Origin of the sequence: Malaciobacter halophilus (assembly GCF_002837275.1) — a bacterium.
Classification (GTDB): domain Bacteria; phylum Campylobacterota; class Campylobacteria; order Campylobacterales; family Arcobacteraceae; genus Malaciobacter; species Malaciobacter halophilus.
In genome coordinates this window covers 1-19,190 of the sequence record NZ_NXIF01000047.1, presented here as the reverse complement: position 1 = coordinate 19,190, position 19,190 = coordinate 1, and the positions used below count along the sequence as shown (strand labels likewise).

Genomic DNA, 19,190 nt, shown 5'->3' with positions numbered 1-19,190 from the left:
TTTTTAATTTATTTAAAACCCTTCAATTATATGACTTCTTATTAAAAAGTATATAAAAATTAAAATATAAATAATATAAAAATATATAATTAAATAATAAAATAACTTATTCATTTAACTAAAATTAAAAATCTTCTAGTTACAATTTTGAAAAAATTTGCAATTTAACAGTTTAACTATACAAAAATTATAGAGGTATTTTAAATTTGAGTGCTTTAATATTACAACCAATTGATGATTCAATTGTAGGAAAAGATTTTAAATATGATGATTCATTTTTATCTATTGAACAAGAGATTGATAAAAGCCATAGTGCAACATTTGATGGCTCAACAGACTGGGAGTTTGTTCTTAATAGTACTCATGATTTTTTAATAAATAAAAGTAAAGATTTAAAAATTGCAACTTGGTGGATTTATTCTTGCTGGAAGAAAAACTCTTTTTTAGGTTTGGAACAAAACTTAATAAATTATCTAAAATTTCTAGAACAGTTTAACGAAAATTTATATCCTAAATCTAACAAAGCAAAACAAAATATTATTTTCTGGTTTGAAGAGACTTTATCTAAAGAAATAGAACAAGATAAAGCCTTTGAATTCATAAATAGTAAAATATTTTTTGAGTTATTCAATAGTCTAAATACCACATTAAATACTTTTTTAAATACAGAAGAGTTTTATTTTAAAAAGATTATTAATCATTTAAAAAAAAGAGTTGAAGAACAAGAAAAAAAAGAAGAAGAGCAAGAAAAAGTTGAAGAAAAGAAATTAAATGAAGATGAGTTAGATTCAGTAAAAGCAGTATCTTTTCTAAGACAATTAAAGCAAGATGCATCAAAGCTTGCTCTTTATTATAGAAAAAATGATATTTCAGACTTAAAAGCACTTAGAATTAATAGATTTTTATCTTGGCTAGAAACAGATGGGATTCCCTTAAATGAAAAAGGTGTAACTCAACTTAATCCTCCTTTGGAGTTAGAACTTGATGAAGTAAAAGAGTTATATAACAACAAACAATATGATGAAGCTGTTTTATTAATTGAAGAGATTATAGAAGTTTGTCCTTTTTGGTTTGATGGACATTTTTATTTATATAATATATTTAACGCTTCAAATAATAAAAACAGAGCAATAGAGGTAAAAAATACTCTTTTATCATTTATAAAAACAAACGAAGGGATACTAACTCTTAAATTTAAAGATAATTCAAATTTTGCATCTTCAAAAACTAGAAAATGGATAGAAGAAGAGTTAACTCAATCAAAAATAAATACTACTACATCAAATAATAGTTTTGAATTTGATGAAACTTTGAGTTTTAAGGAGGCAATGGAGCAAATACAAAGTAAATATAGTACATCAGAAACTATAAAAGATAGATTTTTTTATAGATTAAAACAAATGGAATTGGCAGTAGAAAACAATAAAGAGAGTATGGCTTTAGCACTATTTGATGAACTTGAAACTTATATCGAAAAGTTTAATTTAATAAATTGGGATAAAAAACTTGTATCAGAAGTATATACGCTATTTTTAAGCTCATTTAATAGTGTACAAGTTGAACCTGAAAAGATAGAAAAGTACTACTCAAGCTTATGTCAGATTGATATAAACAGTGCGCTTAAAATAAATATTTAAAATAGGAGAATAGATGAATAAACAATCAGAATCACCAAAAGAGAGAATTAATGTCACTTATAAACCTGCAACAGGAGATTTGACTGAAGAGATTGAGATTCCTTTTAAAGTTACATTATTAGGAGAATATAATCCAAACGAAGAGAAAAAGCCAGTAGAAGAGAGAAAAGCAATAAAAATTGATAAGAATAATTTTAATGATGTATTAAAAGCACAAAATTTATCAGTTTCATTTAATGTAGATAATAAATTAACAAATGAAGAAGACTCTTCTTTAAATGTTGATTTAAATATCAATAGTATAAAGGACTTTTCACCAGAAAAAATTGTTGAAAACATCCCTGAACTTAAAGTTCTAATGCAATTAAGACAATCTCTTATGGCATTAAAAGGGCCATTAGGAAATGTTCCTGCTTTTAGAAAAGCAATTGAAGATGCTATATCAAACAAAGAAGAAAGAGATAAGTTAATGAATGAATTAAATCTTGGTGTAAAAGAGTAAAAGGAGTATATATGTCAACAGAACAAGTTTTAGATAGTAATGTAGCAGATTTAGAACAGCTTAGTTTATTAGATAGTATTGTCGCTCAAACAAGTATTAATCAAAGTGATGATAGCTATTCAGTTGTAAAAACTGGAGTTGGAGCATTAGTTGAAGAGCTAATAAAATCAGATAATGAAGAAGAAAAAGTTAATAAAGCTATTATTGATAAGATGATTGCTGAGATTGATGAAAAAATATCTGCTCAAATGGATGAAATTTTACATCATAAAGATTTCCAATCATTAGAATCTAAATGGAAAGGTCTATATATGTTAGTTGAAAGAACTGACTTTAGACAAAATATTTTAATGGAGTTTATAAACGTTTCAAAAGAGGATTTAATAGAAGATTTTGAAGAGAGTTTAGATATTACAAAATCAGGTCTTTATAAACATGTATATACAGCAGGATATGGACAATTTGGTGGAGAACCTGTTGGTACAATTATTGCTGATTATGAACTTTCTCCTTCAAATATGGATATTAAATTTTTAAATAAAGTTGCTTCAATTGCAGCAATGAGTCATGCTCCTTTTATCTCTTCTGCTGGACCTAAATTTTTTGGTTTAGATAGCTTTGAAGGCTTACCAGATTTAAAAGATATTGAAGATGTTATGACTTCTCCTCAATTTGCAGCATGGAAAGGTTTTAGAAAAAATGAAGATTCAAGATATGTAGGTCTTACTCTTCCAAGATTTTTACTTAGACCACCATATGACCCAGAAGATAATCCAATATCAAACTTTGTTTATAAAGAAGATGTATCAAAAAGCCATGAAGATTACTTATGGGGAAATACAGTTTATGCATTTGCTAGTAAATTAACTGATAGTTTTGCAAGTTATAGATGGTGTACAAATATTATTGGACCAAAATCTGGTGGTGAAGTAAGAGATTTACCTGTACATACTTTTGAAAGTATGGGAGATATAGAAATGAAAATTCCTACTGAGGTTTTAGTTTCAGATAGAAGAGAGTATGAATTATCTGAACAAGGGTTTATTCCTTTAATTATGAGAAAAGGTAGTAACACAGCAGCATTCTTTGCAGCAAGTTCAGCACAAGAGCCAAAACTATTTGCTAATACTCCTGAAGGAAATGCTGCACAATTAAATTATAAATTAGGAACACAACTACCTTACTTATTTGCAATTACAAGAATGTCACACTATATTAAAGTACTACAAAGAGAATATATTGGGGCATGGAGAGAAAGAGCTGATTTAGAAAGAGAGCTTAATAAATGGGCAAAACAGTATGTTGCTAATCAAGAAAATCCAAGTGCTGAAATAAGAAGTAAAAGACCATTTAAAGATATTGCAATTGATGTTGAAGATGTTGCAGATGATCCAGGATGGTATAAAGTTCAAATCTCTTTAAGACCACATTTTAAATATATGGGTGCAAGTTTTGAATTATCACTTGTTGGAAAATTAGATAAAGAGTAAAAATGTATAAGGGAAGTTTATTTGAAAGGTTATCATCTAGTTTTGATGAAACACAGTTTGAATCAAAAGAGGAAGCTTTATATGCATCTATTGCAAATAACCTTTCAAGAATCTTCTCTACAAATGCAGGTAGTGCAGAGATTTCCCATGAATATGGAAAAATTGATTTAAATAATATCAATCTTAGTATGAATGATTCAATTGAACTTATTGAAAAAAGTTCAGAACAGAGTATAAAAAAGTTTGAACCTAGACTATATAAAACAAAAGTAGGTATTTCAAGAGAAAATCTTAGTTTTAATGAGATGACAATATTAATACAAGGATATTTAGTAGTCAATGGTAAAAGTAAAAAAGTAAGTTATAGAGCAAATTTACTTAAAAATGGAAAGGTAAAGATTTATAAAGATGAATTTTAATGACTATTATAAAACAGAACTAAGTTCACTTAGAAATGAAGGAGCTGAGTTTTCTAAAAATAATCCTGGATTATCCACTTATCTTTCAAAAGAGGGACAAGACCCTGATGTTGAAAGACTTCTTGAAGGTTTTTCATTTTTAACAGGAAGATTAAAACAGCAATTAGATTATGAATTACCTGAAGTTTCACATACCTTAGTCCAATTACTTTGGCCCAACTACATTCGACCAATTCCTTCATACTCAATCATAAAATACGAGTCAATAAAAGATTCAACAGAAAATATAACTGTACATAAAAATACAGAAGTATTAAGTAAAAGCATAAACAACACTCAATGTAGATTTAGAACTGCTTATGAACTTACTGTTATGCCTTTTGATTTACAAAAAGTTAACTATTTTACGTATAGTAAAAAAAGTGAATTAGAGTTATTTTTTCAAATGTCAACAACAGGAACTTTACAAGATTTAGTTTTTAAAGATTTAAGATTACACTTAGGTGGTTCTAAATTTATTGCTCAAGATTTATATTTGTTTTTAACAAATTATGTAGAAAAAATAGAGTTAATTATTAATTCTGATGATGAAAAAGAGCTTACATCAGTACAAATAGATAAAAACTCAATTAAAAGAGTAGGGTTTAGTAAAGATGAAAATCTTATGCCTTATTCTTTAAATGTTTTTGACGGATATATTTTACTTCAAGAGTATTTTTGTTTTAAAGATAAATTCTTATTTATTGACATAAAAAATCTTTCAAAAATAGAGTCTATATCTAATGATATTTTAGAGAAGAGTAGAAACTTTACAATAAAAATAAACTTTTCTAAAAAAATAAAACAATCAGAAACACCAAGTACTAGCAATTTCTTTTTATATGCTACACCTATAGTTAATCTTTTTGAGACAGATTCTGTTCCAATTAGAAAAACAAGTTTTGATGAAGAGTATTTAGTTGTACCTTCAAATTTAGATAAAAATCATAGTGAAGTATTTTCAATACAAAATGTTAGAGGATGGGTAGCAAAAAAAGGAGTTTATGAAGATTTTGTTCCTTTTGAGGCTTTTGAACATAACCTTACAAACTCTGAATACTACTCTTCTAGGGTAAAATTATCAACAGATGAGTCTCAAACCAATACATATCTTAGATTTTCAAACTCTAAAGGCTTAGAAGAAGATATTTTAAAAAGTAATGCAACAATATCTGTTAAAATTCTTTGTACAAATAAAAATCTACCTTCTAAACTTTTATTAAAAGAGATTAATACTGCAAATCCTTTATCTAAAAGTGCAAATGTACAGTTTGAAAATATCTCTATACCAACACAAAGTTATCCTCCTCCAATTTCAGGAGATTTTTTATGGAGAGTGATTTCAAATATGTCTTTAAATTATCTATCTTTAGAAGATATTAGTTCTTTAAGAACTATTTTAGAAACATATGATTTTTATGGAGCTTTTGATAGAAAACAAAAAGAGAAGACGATAATGCAACTAAAAGGTATAGAAAGTATCTCTTATGAAAATTGTGAAATGATTCACAGAGGTATGCCTTTAAGAGGAACTCATATAAAGTTAAAAGTCAATCCTTTAAATTTTTCAAGTGTAGGAGAAGCTTATATTTTTTGTTGTGTGTTAAATGAATTTTTTGCTTTATATAGTAATTTAAACTCATTTCATAGGTTAAGTGTTGATATGGATAATGAAGACTACTTTCAATGGCCTGTAAAAATTGGTTCGAAGACTTTGGTATAGATATGACATTAGAACAAATTAATAGTAGTTTAAATGAGAATATAACTAAATATTCATTACCACAAATAATTAGAGTAGTTAGTGGTTATTTAAAAGAGTTTTATATAAATAAAACAAGTCAAGAGGTTTATGATTGTATTCAATTTAAATCTAATCCAAGTTTATCTTTTCAAAAATCTGAAATATCTAAAGTACACTTTTTTAATAAAGGTGAAGAGATAAAAGTTGAAATTACATTAAATTTTCTTGGGATTTTTGGAAGCTCTTCTCCTTTACCTTCTCATTATAGTGAAATGGTACTTGAAAGTATAGATTCTGATTATGTTTTACATGACTTTTTAAATCTATTTAACCATCATTTACAAAAGTTTGTTTATCCAATTTGGCAAAAGCACAGATACTATATTCAATATCAAAATGATTTACAAGATAAATTTTCTAAATATATTTTTTCATTTTTAGGTCTATATTCAAATAGAATGCAAAATAATAGTTCTTTAAATTTAAGAAAACTTATTCCTTATATAGGAATTTTATGTATGAAGCATAAATCAGCTGGTACTTTAAAAGCTATTTTAAGACACTATTTAAACCACAATGATTTGCACATAATTGAGTGTATAGAAGATACTTATAATATTCCTTCATGGCAAAACAACTCCTTAGGAGCGTTAAATTGTAGTTTAAATAGTGACTTTTTAATAGGAGAAACAATAAAAAGTAGAAATGCAAAATTTCAAATTCTTTTAAAAGATGTAAGTAATGAACAACTTATACAATATAGTATTTTAGGTAAAAAGATGAAAGAATTAAGAGATTTAATTGCATTTACTTTAGATGAACCTCTTAAAAATGAAGTCTGTTTTGAAGTTAAAAAAGAACAAAAAAATTGTTTACAATTGAATAGTTCAAAGACTCAATATCTAGGTATAAATAGTTGGATTGGACAAGAGTTTTATGATGAAAAGATAGTAATAGCACAAAAGGAGAGTAATGAAACTTGAATTAAAAAACTTAATTAATAATTTGGATACAAAAACAAAAAAATATATACAGAACTCAGCTCAAAGATGTATTTTAAGAGGTGGTAGTGAAATATTAGTAGAAGATGTACTTTATATACTAATTGAAGATGAAAATAGTATTTTCTCTTTGATGTTAGAACAATATAAAATAGATAGTGAAGAGCTTTTGAAAATTATTCAAAAAGAGGTAAAAATAAGTACTAGTGAATCAAATAGTCCAATTTTTTCAACAATATTAGTAAGTTGGCTTGAAGATGCATACTCTTACTCAAAACTAGTATTAAATCAAGATGAGATAACAGAGTCTTCATTGATTTTGTCACTTTTTGAAAATAGTATAAAATATTCAAATACAAAATATTTTAAGTTATTGGAAAATATTGATATAAAACAGTTAACTGATTTAATTAAAGGTTTAAATGAAAAAGCTTCAAAGCAAAATATTAAAAGTTCTAAAAAACAACAAAATGAAGCAGAAAAATATACAACAGATTTAACGCAACTTGCAAGAGAAGGTAAAATTGATCCTGTTTTATGTCGAGATGATGAAATAAAACAAGCAATTGATATTTTATTAAGAAGAAGAAAGAATAATCCTATTTTAGTAGGAGAAGCTGGTGTTGGTAAAACAGCTGTTGTTGAAGGGTTAGCTTTAAAAATTGTACACAAAGAGGTACCTATACAATTACAAGAAGCAAAGATTCTATCTTTAGATGTTGGAGCTTTACAAGCAGGGGCAAGTGTTAAAGGTGAATTTGAAAGAAGATTACAAGCTGTAATTAATCAGTTAAAAACTAGTAATGAATTTATTATTTTATTTATTGATGAAGCCCATACTCTTATTGGAGCAGGTGGGAATGAGGGTGGTTCTGACGCTGCAAATTTACTTAAACCTGCATTAGCAAGAGGAGAATTAAAAACAGTTGCTGCAACAACTTGGCTTGAATATAGAAAGTATTTTGAAAAAGATCCAGCCTTATCAAGAAGATTTCAAAAAATAAATTTGTTAGAACCAACAGTCGATGAAGCAACTACTATTTTAAGAGGTATTGCAACTAAATATGAAGACGTTCATAATGTATATATTGAAGATGATGCATTAAAAGCTGCATCAATACTTTCTGCTAGATATATAACAGGAAGACAATTGCCAGATAAAGCAATTGATGTTTTAGATACTGCTTGTGCAAATGTAAAAATAAGTCAATCAAATATACCTTTTGAGTTACAAAGAATTAAAACAAAAATTTTAGAGAAACAAAGAGAGTTAGAGTTTTTAAAAAGAGATGATGACAATAGAATAAAAAGTTATAAAACAGATATAAAAATATTAAAAGATGAAATTAAGCAATTACAAGAAGAACAAAATAGTATAAAAACAGCTTGGGAAGAACAAAAAGAGTTACTTAATCAAATAAAAAACTGTGAAGATAAAAAAGAAAAAAGTAAACTAAAAACCAAACTTAAAAATTTACAAAAAGAGAATATGTATATTTTTAATACTGTTAATAAAGAACAAGTTGCAAAAGTTATCTCTTCATGGACAGGAATTCCTTTGGGAAATATGGTTGAAGAACAAATCAAAACAGTTGTTGAACTTGAAAATAAGATTAAAAAGAGTGTTATTGGTCAAAATCAAGCAATCTCATATTTAAATAGATTTTTGCAAATCTCTATTTCAGGATTAAAAAAAGAAGACTCGCCTACGGGTGTTTTTTTATTAGTAGGACCAAGTGGAGTAGGGAAAACAGAGACAGCAAAAGCAATTGCAAAATTAATGTATGGTGGAGAAAGATTTATTACTACTATAAATATGACAGAGTTTCAAGAAAAACATACAGTTTCAAGACTAATTGGTTCACCTCCTGGATATGTAGGATATGGTGATGGAGGACAGTTAACTGACCCTGTTAGAGTAAAACCATACTCTGTTGTATTATTAGATGAGATTGAAAAAGCTCATCCTGATATTCTTAATCTCTTTTATCAGATTTTTGATAAAGGTGAAGTAAATGATGGGGAAGGAAGAGTAATAGACTTCAAAAATACAACAATTATAATGACTTCAAACTTAGCTACAAAAGAGATTACAAATTATTGTCAAGTAAATAAAAAAGATATATGTTTAGAGGAGCTATGTTCAATAATAACTCCTACATTAAGTGAATATTTAAAACCTGCATTATTAGGAAGAATGAATGTTATTCCTTATTTTAATCTTGATAATGAGGCTTTAAAAAAGATTACTCAGCAAAAGTTTGAAACAACTAAAAAACAATTAAAAAAAAAAGATATTGAATTAGATATTGATGAAAAACTTATTGAATATATTGTGCAGTTATCAAATAGTATTGATACTGGAGCTAGAAATATTGATTTAATAATTAATACAAAAATTATGCCTAAATTATCAAAATATCTATTAGATGCATCTATTAATAAGAAAAAATTAAAAAAAATATCTTTATTCCTAGAAGATGATGAAATAAAAATAAATTAAAGGAGAAACAATGATTAGAAACTTAACTTTTATTCTCTTAATAGTGTTATTCTCTGGATGTGCAAGTTTTCATGAAACTTATAAACCTTTATATCAAGCTAAGCCGGAAATTGAGGATTTAAAATGAAATTGATACTTGATATAGTTAAGCATCCACAAGAAAAGCTTTTAAAAAGAAATTTCCAATTTGATGAGATAAATGGAGTTGTTGGAAGAGCAGAGGATATTGAAAATAGATTAATTGACTCAAAAAATATTATTTCTAGTAATCATTTTTCAATTCATTTTCAAAATAATCAATACTTTATAGAAGATACAAGTACAAATGGTACATTTTTAAAAGATCCATTTACAAAATTACCTAAAAATGAACCATTAAAAATAAATGATTCAGACATTTTTATTGTTGGAGAGTACGAACTTCAAGCAAGATTTATAAATATTGAATACTCACAAGAGAATGATAAATTAAATACTAATCAACTAATTCCAGATGATTTTTTACTTGATGAAGATATTATGAGTAATTCTATGATTTTTGAGGATGATACACCTAATAACATTAACTCAAATAGTGTTTTGGATATTTTTGAAGATGAACAACAGCCAAATACTTCAAACTCTTCTACTATTGTTCAAGCTATATATGAAGAAGAGACTAAAATAAGTAAAGATGTATTAGATGACCATATAGATGTTGATACTTATGTAAAAAAAAGCAACGGCCAAACTTTTAATAATGAAATTGCAAAAGTTGAAGATGAACTTCAAATTTTGGGTAAAAACTTAGGAATTGAGTTTGACTCTTTATCAAAAGAAGAAAGAGAAAATGTATTAGAAGAGATTTCAAATATTGTTAAAAACTCTTTAGAGGGACTAAAAAACTCTTTATTAATAAAAGAAAAAGTTACAAAAGATTTAGATATTCAGGATAATATAAAAGTAAAAAATCCTATTAAAATGGGACTTTTAGCCTTAAATTTAGTAGATATTAATGATACTGAAAATTTAAGCTTATCGGATGCTGTAAAAAAATCTTTTAAAGAGTTAGATACTCACCATGTAGCTTTACATAGAACAAGTAAAAACCTTATAAATCTTACTGCATCAAAATTCTCTCCTAAGAATTTAGAGTACTATTTTGAAAATAATGGAGATTTAAACAGTTTATTACCTAAAAAACATCAATTATGGAGTTGTTACTCTAAAATGTTTAATAAAATTGACAAAAATCCAAAACATGGTCAAGAGATGATTATGGATGATTTTAAAAATGAGTATAAAAATATTTTATACACAATAAAACTCACATCACTATAAAGGAAAATAATGAAAGCTCAAATATTTATATTAATATCTGCAATATTTTTACTTTTTAATGGTTGTTCTACTAAACCTACACACTTAGAGTTAGTTGTAACTTCATCAAAAGACTTAAATCAAGACTTAGATGATATTTCATCACCTTTAATGCTTACTTTTTATGAATTAAAATCAGCAGAAAGATTTATAAAATATGATTATTGGACTCTTTTGGAAAAGTCAGGTAGAAAATTAGGAGATGATTTAATCTCGCAATCAAAACAAGTAATAGTTCCAAGGCAAGAACAAATTTACAAAATTGCTTTTGATGAAAAAGCTAATTTTTTAGGAGTAATTGGAAACTTTAGAAAACTTGGAAATAACAAAAATTGGAAATATGTTATTAATCTAGAAAAAGACGAGTATAACTATATAGAATTAAAAGTAGAAAATTTTAAAATAGAAAGAGTAGATTAATATGGAAAATAAAATAGTATGGAAAGAGGGACTTTTTATAAGACCTCAACATTTTCAACAAAATGATAGACATTATAGTTTTGAACTTAGAACAAGAACTATACAAAGTAGAGCAAATAATTGGGGATTTTTTAATCTTAATATAGATGATACTCTTTTAAATACAGGGAAACTTTTGATAAAAAATGCAAGTGGTATTTTGCCTGATGGAACTTTATTTGAGTTATCTTCTCAAGATGAAAGTGACTTAATCATTGAAGTTCAAGCTTCAGATGTAGGTAAGTTTGTATATTTAACACTTCCTTTATATATTGAAAATAGTGATGAAGTTCACTTTGAAGAACAAGAGAGTTTATTAACAAGGTATAAATCTAAACTACTAAAAGAGATTCCTAATATTAATGCAGGAGAGAATAGTTCTAGTGATTTGATTGTAGCAAAACAAAATTTTTCATTGCAATTTGAAGAGGATATTAATCAAGGATTAATTAAATTAAAAGTCGCAAAAATTGGAAATGTTAGTGCTGCACAAGTAATTACACTTGATGAAACTTTTGAACCAACATATTTACATTTAAACTCTTGTGAAGCTTTAGTTTTTAAAATAAAAGAGTTATCTAGTATGTTAAATTATAGAGCTGAAAAACTTGCAGAAAAAATAAGTGATTCGACTTTACAATCAACAGAGTTAGGGCATTATTTAATGCTACAACTACTTAATAGAGTTCACTCAAGAATTGATTATTTTATATCTCAAGATAAGATTCATCCTGATGAAGTATTTTTAGAATTGACATCTTTTAGTTCAGAATTAGCAGTTTTTATGAATAAAAATAGAAGAGATACAGATATTATCAAATATAATCATTATGAACAATATATTTGTTTTTCAAATCTATTTTTTAAATTAAAAGATATGCTTAGTATGGTATTAGAACAAAATAGTATCTCTTTAAATATTGAAGCTAAAAAGTATGGAATACATATAGTTCCTTTAAAAGATAAAAAAATTCTAGATAACTCTACATTTATTTTTGCAGTTAGTGCAGATATTTCAACAGATAAATTAAAAGAAGTGTTAACTACAGGTCTTAAAATTGGTACTATTGAAACTATTAAAAACCTAGTAAATTTTCATCTTGTTGGGTTTAAATTAAAATCTTTAACAACTGCGCCAAAAGAGATACCATACAAAACAAATCATCTATATTTTAAAATTGAATTAACTAATGAAAATAAAAAAGAGTTAGCTAAATCTGCTGGGTTTGCTTTTCATTTATCTACACAAATTGAAAATATCTCATATGCATTATGGGCAATAAAAGAGTAGTATATGAGTAATAAAACTATTTTAGTTACAGCAGATGATAATAATGGGTATATTACAAATTATACTTCAACAGATGTAGAAAAAACTTATACAAAGTTAAAAAGACAGGCTAGTTATTTTAAAAGAAATAGAAGTTTTAATATAAGTGATTTTGAAATAAGTTTCAATCCATTTATTAGTGCTTCTATTCCTATATTTAACTATATTTATAGTTTAGATGACTCAGAACAATATTTAGATATTGATAAAGTAAGAGAAGAGTTTGTAAATAAAATTAATCACTTTAACGAAAAAGCACAAGAGTTAGAAGTTGTAGAAACAGAGATTTTAGTTACAAGATATATTTTATGTACTTTTATTGATGAAATTGTTAACTCTACACATTTTGGTAAACAACACGATTGGGCAAATAACAGTCTTTTAAGTATCTTTCATAATGAAACATATGGAGGAGAGAACTTTTTTCATCTTCTTGATAAATTTTTAAAAACTCCTGCTAAATATATACATATATTAGAACTTATGTATATATGTTTGGCTTTAGGCTTTGAAGGTAAATATAGAGTCATAAATAAAGGACAAATGGAACTTAATACTATAAAAGAGAGTCTATTTAAACAAATTATGATTGTACAAGGTAGAGAACCTTTAACTTTTTATACAAAACAAGAACCTTCAAAACAAAAATTTAGACTTTTTGACAAATTATCATATCCACTATTAATAACAACAATTGTAGCTTTAATAACAATAGTATATACATCTTTATCTATTAGCTTAAGTTCACAAAATGATAGCTTTATGAATATTTTACAAAAAGATATTAATGAAATAAATTTTACAGCAAATAAGGAATTAAAATAATGAAAAAACCTATATTAAAAAACCCTTTCTTTTGGGCAATTCTAATATCATTTATTATTTCACTTCTTATTATTTTTGTATGGCCTTATTTATTTGAAAGTTTACAAAGTTTATCTAGTAGATTATTGGTCTCTTCAAGTATATTATTTACTACAATAATCACAATATTACTAATTATTGTATTAAAAAAACCAGAAACAAAAGAGGTAATAGAAGAGAAAAGAAGAGAAAAAGAGTTAGAAAATGAATTTAAAAAGGTAATCAATGAAAAAGTATCTGATTTAAAAATAAAATTTAAAGAAGCAATTAAAATTATAAAAAAATCTTCTCTTTATAAAAATAAAAGAAATGCTAAATATGAACTTCCTTGGTATTTAGTTTTAGGTGATGAAAAAGAGGGAAAAACAACTTTAATTGAATCTTCAGGACTAAATTTTCCTTTAAATGTAGATTATGAAAATAAAAGTGTTATAGAAGAGGGTAATAGTCAAAAATTTCAGTGGTATTTTGCTGAACATACTATTTTTATTGATGTTCCTGGTAATTATATTCAATTAAAACAGAATAAAGAAGACCCAATTGTATGGAAAAAATTTTTAGAACTTTTTGTTAAGAAAAGATGGAGAAGACCAATAAATGGTATAATTTTAACAATAAGTGTTGAAAAAATTTTAAATTATTCAGAAAAAGAGTTAGAACAATATGCTAAAGATTTAAGAGATAGATTTGATGAATTATCAAAAGCTTTTATGTCAAGTATTCCTATATATCTAATTGTCACTAAATGTGACCAAATAAAAGGTTTTAATGAATATTTTAATGATTTAAAAGAGGATGAAAAAGAAGAGATATTAGGTATTACTTTTGATAAAGATGAAGCGATTGAGTCTGGTCTTGTAAAGCCTAAATTAGAAGATTTATTAAAAAGATTAAGTAGTCCAATTCTTACAAAACTACATTATGAATGGGAAGAAAAAAATCGTTCAAAAATATATTTATTTACTGATAATTTTTCACAACTTTTTGATAAAACTTCACTTTTTATAGATATTTGCTTTGCACAAACAAGATATAGACAACCTTTAATGTTAAGAGGCTTGTATTTTACAAGTGTTTCTTGTCCTCAAAACCAAAATGCTTTAATCTCAGAAGATCAACTAGAGTATAGTAATACAAATAAAAAAGGTTTTTTTATTTATAAAATACTTAAAGATATAGTATTCCCTGAATCAGAAATCTTAAAAATGGATGATAATTATAAAAAGAAATTAAAAAGAAATCAGATAATTGCTTACACATTAAGTTTCTTAATTGTAGTGTTTTCTACTATTTTTATAGTAAATGATTTTATTACACACAATAATACTTTAAAAACTTTAGAAAAAGAGTATGTTAAGTATAAAATTCAAAGGGAAAAAACTTACTCAACAGATAGTTTTAAAGATATTGCAATTGTTTTAAATAAATTAGAGGAGATAAATAGTTTAGATACAACAAATATTTCTGATAATTTTTGGAATTTAATTTTTTATAAAACAGATAATAGAAGAGACAAGATTAAAACTATATATTTAAATGACTTAAAGCAACTATTGTTAAAAAGAGTTGAATTAGATATTCAAACTCAAATAAAAAGAGATTTAAATGATTTTGATTTAACATGGGATAATACAAAAGCATATGTTATGCTAAAAAGAACAGATAAGATAAATAAACAGTTTTTACAGTTGTATATGTCTAAAAGATGGAATGAGCTATACAAAAGTTACCCAAAATTACAAAATAGTCTAAATTTTCACTGGCAAAATATTATTAGTTCAGGTTTTCAACCACAAAACTTAAATGATGATTTATTAAAAGTTGCAAGAAATAGACTTATGAAGTTTGGATTAGATGCTCTTAGTTATAAAAGTTTAAAAGCTAAGGTTAATAGTTTAAATCTAAAAGATTTTACATTTGCTCAAGCACTAATTGGTAGCCCTGATGTCTTTAAAGGAAATGATTTTAAAATTCCAGGAATGTTTACAAAACAAGGTCATGCTTTGATGATGAAAGAAGGAAAAGCATTAACTAAAGATGTTTTACAAAACAATTGGGTATTAGGAAGGAAAGATGAATTAACACAAGCATTAATTGATGAAAGTTATAAAAAAATATTAAGTTTATATTATTCTGAATATAAAGAGTTTTGGTTAAAAGCATTATCAAATCTTAATATTCCTAAAAAATCTAGGCTTACAGAACTTAATAATCAATTATCTATGTTTAGTTCAGCTGATTCACCAATATATTCAATTATCCTTGCTTTAAAGGATAATACAGATATTTATACACCAGAAGAAAAAATAAAATTAAAAGCTGGTTCAAATGAAAATGTTACTAGAGCTGTTGCTGCAACAGTAGCTCCTGGCCAAATTGGAAGAGCAGTTGCGAAAAACGCTCTTGATAATAAAAATTCCTCTATTATTGATAATAGAAGTATTAAAAATTTAAGAGAATTTTTTAAATCATATCATCAACTTTTAGATAAAAATGAACAAGCTTTAGAACTACTTCAAACAGGAACAAAAAAATTAAATGATGTTTATAAAACAATGGTAGCTTTGGATAGTTCAGTTAATCCTACTTTTGAATCATTTAGAATTGTAAAAGACCGAGTTGAAGGAAGAATTGAACCTTTTGTTGTATCTTTTAATTCATTACCTGTACATATTAAAAAATGGTATATGCAGCTTCTTCAAAATAATTGGTATTATATTTTAAAAGAGGCTAAACTATACCTAAATAAAAAATACAAAGAGGATTTACTTCTTTTTTATGAACAAAAAATAGAAGGTAAATATCCTGTTACAAATACAAAAAATGATTATATTCGACTTGAAGATTTTAATGACTTTTTCAAAAAAGATGGAGTTATTGACAGTTTTTATAAAAACTATTTATCACTATTTATTAAGATTAACAGATTAAACAATAGTTATAAAATCAATAATTTAGATGGTGCTTCTTTAAATATTAATAAATCTTTTATAGATGCTCTTATTAAATCTTTTAAAATTAAAAAAAGTTTTTTTAGAAATAGTGGTTCATTAGGTTTTGTAATTAGTATTAGACCATATGTTTTAGGTGCAAATTTAGCAACAATGCAATTAACTTATAATGATAATACCATATATTATGAACATGGTCCAATAAAAAATAAAAAGCTTATATGGCCTGCTAATAGTTTAAATAGCGTTGTTAAATTTAAACTTTTTGATTTAAAAACAACACCAGTTGTTAGTAAATATTTAGATAATGATTGGGCAATTTTTCAGATTTTTGAGAAATTTAAAGTAAAAAAAGATTCTAATAATTCGATTATTGTTAAATATGAAGATAGTAAATATACAGGTTCTTTTTATATAAAAGGAGAAACTAGCCAAGCTTTTACTAAATACAATTATTTAACAACATTTAAATTGCCAAAGAGCTTATAATGTTTGAAAGTGTTTATTTTACGCATCCAGGTCATGTAAGAAGAGTAAATGAAGACTCTTTTTACAGTGACGATGAAAATTCTTTGTGGATTGTATGTGATGGAATGGGAGGGCACAAAGATGGTAGTTTTGCAAGTCATCTTATTACAGACTTATTTGAAGATATTACTCTTACAAGCTCTTTTATCAATAATGTTGAACTTATACAAAACCAATTATTAAAAGCACACCAACTACTTCAAAAAAGAACAAATAATACATCAACAAAAACAATTATTGGTACAACTGTAGTTCTTTTATACATTTATGAAAATAGGGCAGTATGTTTTCATTGTGGTGATAGTAGATGTTATAGTTATAAAAATACATTAAAATGTCATACTAAGGATCACTCAAAAATATATAAAGGAAAGAGGGTTCTTACATCAGCAATTAGTGCTCCTAGTAAAAGTTTTATTCTTGAAAAAAGCTCTTTTTATATAGATGAAATAAATAGGTTTTTACTTTGTTCTGATGGTTTGTATGATTATATTTCAGAAGAAATAATCTCTTATTTAATGAAACAAAAAGATATACAAAAAAGTATGGATATTTTAATATCAAATATTTTAAAAACTCCAGCAGAAGATAATATTACAGCTATTCTTATAAATAGGATATAAACTATGAATAAACTTTTAAAACAAATTAAAGATGGTTCACTTAAAAATCAAAACTCAACTGAAGAAATAAAAAAAGTTTTTAATAAGCGTTATATTATAAAAGAAAAACTTGCAAAAGGTGGCTTATGTGAAGTTTATAAAGTAGAAGATATATATGATTTGCATTTTAATACAAATTCAAATTTAGTAATCAAAATACCCAATAAACAAACAATGAAAAATAAAGATATTGCAACACTTCTTTTTAGTGAATATACTTTTTTAAGAGAGTTAACACATCCAAATATTGTAAGAGTTTTTGATTTTGGAATAGATAAAAAAACTAAAATACCATATTTAGTTTTAGAACATTTAAAAGGAAAACTATTAAGTCAAGTTACTATTTATGATATGCAAAAGAGTTTTAAAAGAAGAATTTTTAAAACTTTAATTAATACAATAGAGTATATTCACTCTAAAGATATTATACATGCAGATATAAATCCATCAAATATAATTGTAGATGAAAAAACAGAAAAAATTACAGTTATAGATTTTGGAATTTCTACTTCATTAAATAATTCAACTATTCATTTAGATTATAACAAAGTGAAAGCTTTTAATCCTGATTATAGTGCCCCTGAAGTTTTAGAAGGAAAAACTCCTTCTAAAACTTCAGATATTTTTTCATTAGCATCAGTTTTATATGAAATATATACTTCTTCTTTGCCAAAAATCAAAAATAATAAAGTAACTTTAGATAATTTTGATAAATTACCTTTTTTTCTAAAAAATTGGTTTAATAAGAATTTATCTACTGATTTATCTAATAGAACACTAAAATATTGTAACAATTATAATAAAATTGTAAAATTTTTATATTTTAAGTGATATTTTAATAATTTATTTAATTATTTATTGCTAAAATCTAATCACTAAATTTTTATAAGGAAAGCGAATGAACAATCCAATTTTTATTTCAATTAAAGGAAGTACTCAAGGTTTAATTACTGAAGGTACATTTACACCAGAATCAGTTGGTAACTCTTACCAAAAAGGTCATGAAAATGAAGCATTAATTAAAGGTTTTTCTCATGACATAAAGATTCCAAGAGACCCTCAATCAGGTCAACCTTCTGGTCAAAGAGTACATGAGCCATTAGTAATATCAAAAATTTTTGATAAATGTTCACCTCTTTTATATAATGCATTAACAAAAGGTGAAACTTTAACAGAAGTTGAACTTAAATGGTATAGAACAAGTTATGCTGGTAAACCAGAGCACTATTTTACTATTAAGTTAGAAGATGCTGTAATTGTTGATATATCTTCATTTATGGATAATGAAGAAGGGCTTGATAAAACTCAAGTTGCTCCATTAGAAAGAGTGTCTTTTGCATATAGAAAAATTACTTGGAGACATGAAACTGCAAGTACTTCTGGAGAAGATGATTGGAGAATTGGCGTTGCATTAAACGCATAATTTTATATATGTGGGGAGTTTTCCCCATATATAATTTTTTGTAAAGGTTTTTTATTAATTACTTTTACAATGAATTATTATAAGAGGTTTTTTTATGTCTCAAAAAGCAAAAATCAATAAAGTTTTAAGAAGTGAAGTTCAACAAACCATAAAATCAAGAATCAAACTACTAAACTATAGAAGTGACCTGCCAGATATACTAAATGAGAGTCTAAGTGTATATAAACTAAATGGAATTAGTAAAGTAAATAGTCCATATGAATTTGAAGTAGTATTTGT

Annotated in this window: 16 protein-coding genes; all 16 read left to right on the top strand. The window is 25.5% G+C overall.

Annotated elements, in window-relative coordinates; translation table 11 throughout:
- Nucleotides 1-206 precede the first annotated feature (206 nt).
- Nucleotides 207-1,637 carry a TssA family type VI secretion system protein gene (locus tag CP960_RS11675; RefSeq protein WP_101185671.1) on the top strand — a complete coding sequence of 477 codons (1,431 nt, stop codon included), beginning with the start codon at nt 207-209 and terminating at the stop codon, nt 1,635-1,637.
- A gap of 13 nt (nt 1,638-1,650) precedes the next feature.
- On the top strand, nt 1,651-2,139 hold the full coding sequence (gene tssB / locus CP960_RS11670) for a type VI secretion system contractile sheath small subunit (RefSeq protein WP_101185670.1): 489 nt from the start codon (nt 1,651-1,653) through the stop codon (nt 2,137-2,139).
- A gap of 11 nt (nt 2,140-2,150) precedes the next feature.
- Nucleotides 2,151-3,629 (top strand): type VI secretion system contractile sheath large subunit, encoded by a 1,479-nt coding sequence (gene tssC, locus CP960_RS11665; protein ID WP_101185669.1) that lies wholly within the window; start codon nt 2,151-2,153, stop codon nt 3,627-3,629.
- Between the two features lie 2 nt (nt 3,630-3,631).
- Nucleotides 3,632-4,048: a type VI secretion system baseplate subunit TssE gene (tssE, locus tag CP960_RS11660; RefSeq protein ID WP_101185668.1), complete on the top strand. Its 417-nt coding sequence runs from the start codon at nt 3,632-3,634 to the stop codon at nt 4,046-4,048.
- A complete protein-coding gene (gene tssF, locus CP960_RS11655; protein ID WP_101185667.1) occupies nt 4,038-5,810 on the top strand; it encodes a type VI secretion system baseplate subunit TssF in 1,773 nt (590 codons plus the stop codon). Before tssE ends, tssF begins: the two co-directional genes overlap by 11 nt.
- Nucleotides 5,811-5,812: 2 nt before the next feature.
- Nucleotides 5,813-6,814, top strand: a complete 1,002-nt coding sequence (gene tssG / locus CP960_RS11650; protein WP_101185666.1) for a type VI secretion system baseplate subunit TssG — start codon at nt 5,813-5,815, stop codon at nt 6,812-6,814.
- Nucleotides 6,804-9,335, top strand: coding sequence for a type VI secretion system ATPase TssH (tssH, locus tag CP960_RS11645; protein ID WP_101185665.1), 2,532 nt, complete (start codon nt 6,804-6,806; stop codon nt 9,333-9,335). The genes tssG and tssH overlap by 11 nt, the downstream gene beginning before the upstream one ends.
- 123 nt (nt 9,336-9,458) lie before the next feature.
- Nucleotides 9,459-10,655 carry a type VI secretion system-associated FHA domain protein TagH gene (gene tagH, locus CP960_RS11640; RefSeq protein WP_101185664.1) on the top strand — a complete coding sequence of 399 codons (1,197 nt, stop codon included), beginning with the start codon at nt 9,459-9,461 and terminating at the stop codon, nt 10,653-10,655.
- Between the two features lie 9 nt (nt 10,656-10,664).
- Nucleotides 10,665-11,114, top strand: a complete 450-nt coding sequence (gene tssJ, locus CP960_RS11635; RefSeq protein ID WP_101185663.1) for a type VI secretion system lipoprotein TssJ — start codon at nt 10,665-10,667, stop codon at nt 11,112-11,114.
- A gap of 1 nt (nt 11,115) precedes the next feature.
- Nucleotides 11,116-12,444, top strand: coding sequence for a type VI secretion system baseplate subunit TssK (tssK, locus tag CP960_RS11630; protein WP_101185662.1), 1,329 nt, complete (start codon nt 11,116-11,118; stop codon nt 12,442-12,444).
- A gap of 3 nt (nt 12,445-12,447) precedes the next feature.
- The gene (gene icmH, locus CP960_RS11625; RefSeq protein ID WP_101185661.1) at nt 12,448-13,308 is read left to right on the top strand and encodes a type IVB secretion system protein IcmH/DotU; all 861 of its coding nucleotides are present in this window, start codon (nt 12,448-12,450) and stop codon (nt 13,306-13,308) included.
- Nucleotides 13,308-16,787 (top strand): type VI secretion system membrane subunit TssM, encoded by a 3,480-nt coding sequence (tssM, locus tag CP960_RS11620; RefSeq protein WP_101185660.1) that lies wholly within the window; start codon nt 13,308-13,310, stop codon nt 16,785-16,787. Before icmH ends, tssM begins: the two co-directional genes overlap by 1 nt.
- Nucleotides 16,787-17,449, top strand: coding sequence for a PP2C family protein-serine/threonine phosphatase (locus tag CP960_RS11615; protein ID WP_101185659.1), 663 nt, complete (start codon nt 16,787-16,789; stop codon nt 17,447-17,449). Before tssM ends, CP960_RS11615 begins: the two co-directional genes overlap by 1 nt.
- A 3-nt stretch (nt 17,450-17,452) precedes the next feature.
- Nucleotides 17,453-18,319: a serine/threonine-protein kinase gene (locus CP960_RS11610; RefSeq protein WP_101185658.1), complete on the top strand. Its 867-nt coding sequence runs from the start codon at nt 17,453-17,455 to the stop codon at nt 18,317-18,319.
- 67 nt (nt 18,320-18,386) lie between these two features.
- A complete protein-coding gene (locus CP960_RS11605) occupies nt 18,387-18,911 on the top strand; it encodes an Hcp family type VI secretion system effector (protein ID WP_101185657.1) in 525 nt (174 codons plus the stop codon).
- A 94-nt stretch (nt 18,912-19,005) separates the two neighbouring features.
- Nucleotides 19,006-19,190, top strand: a 185-nt coding sequence (locus CP960_RS11600; RefSeq protein WP_133121154.1) for a hypothetical protein, incomplete at its 3' end; no start/stop codon positions are given.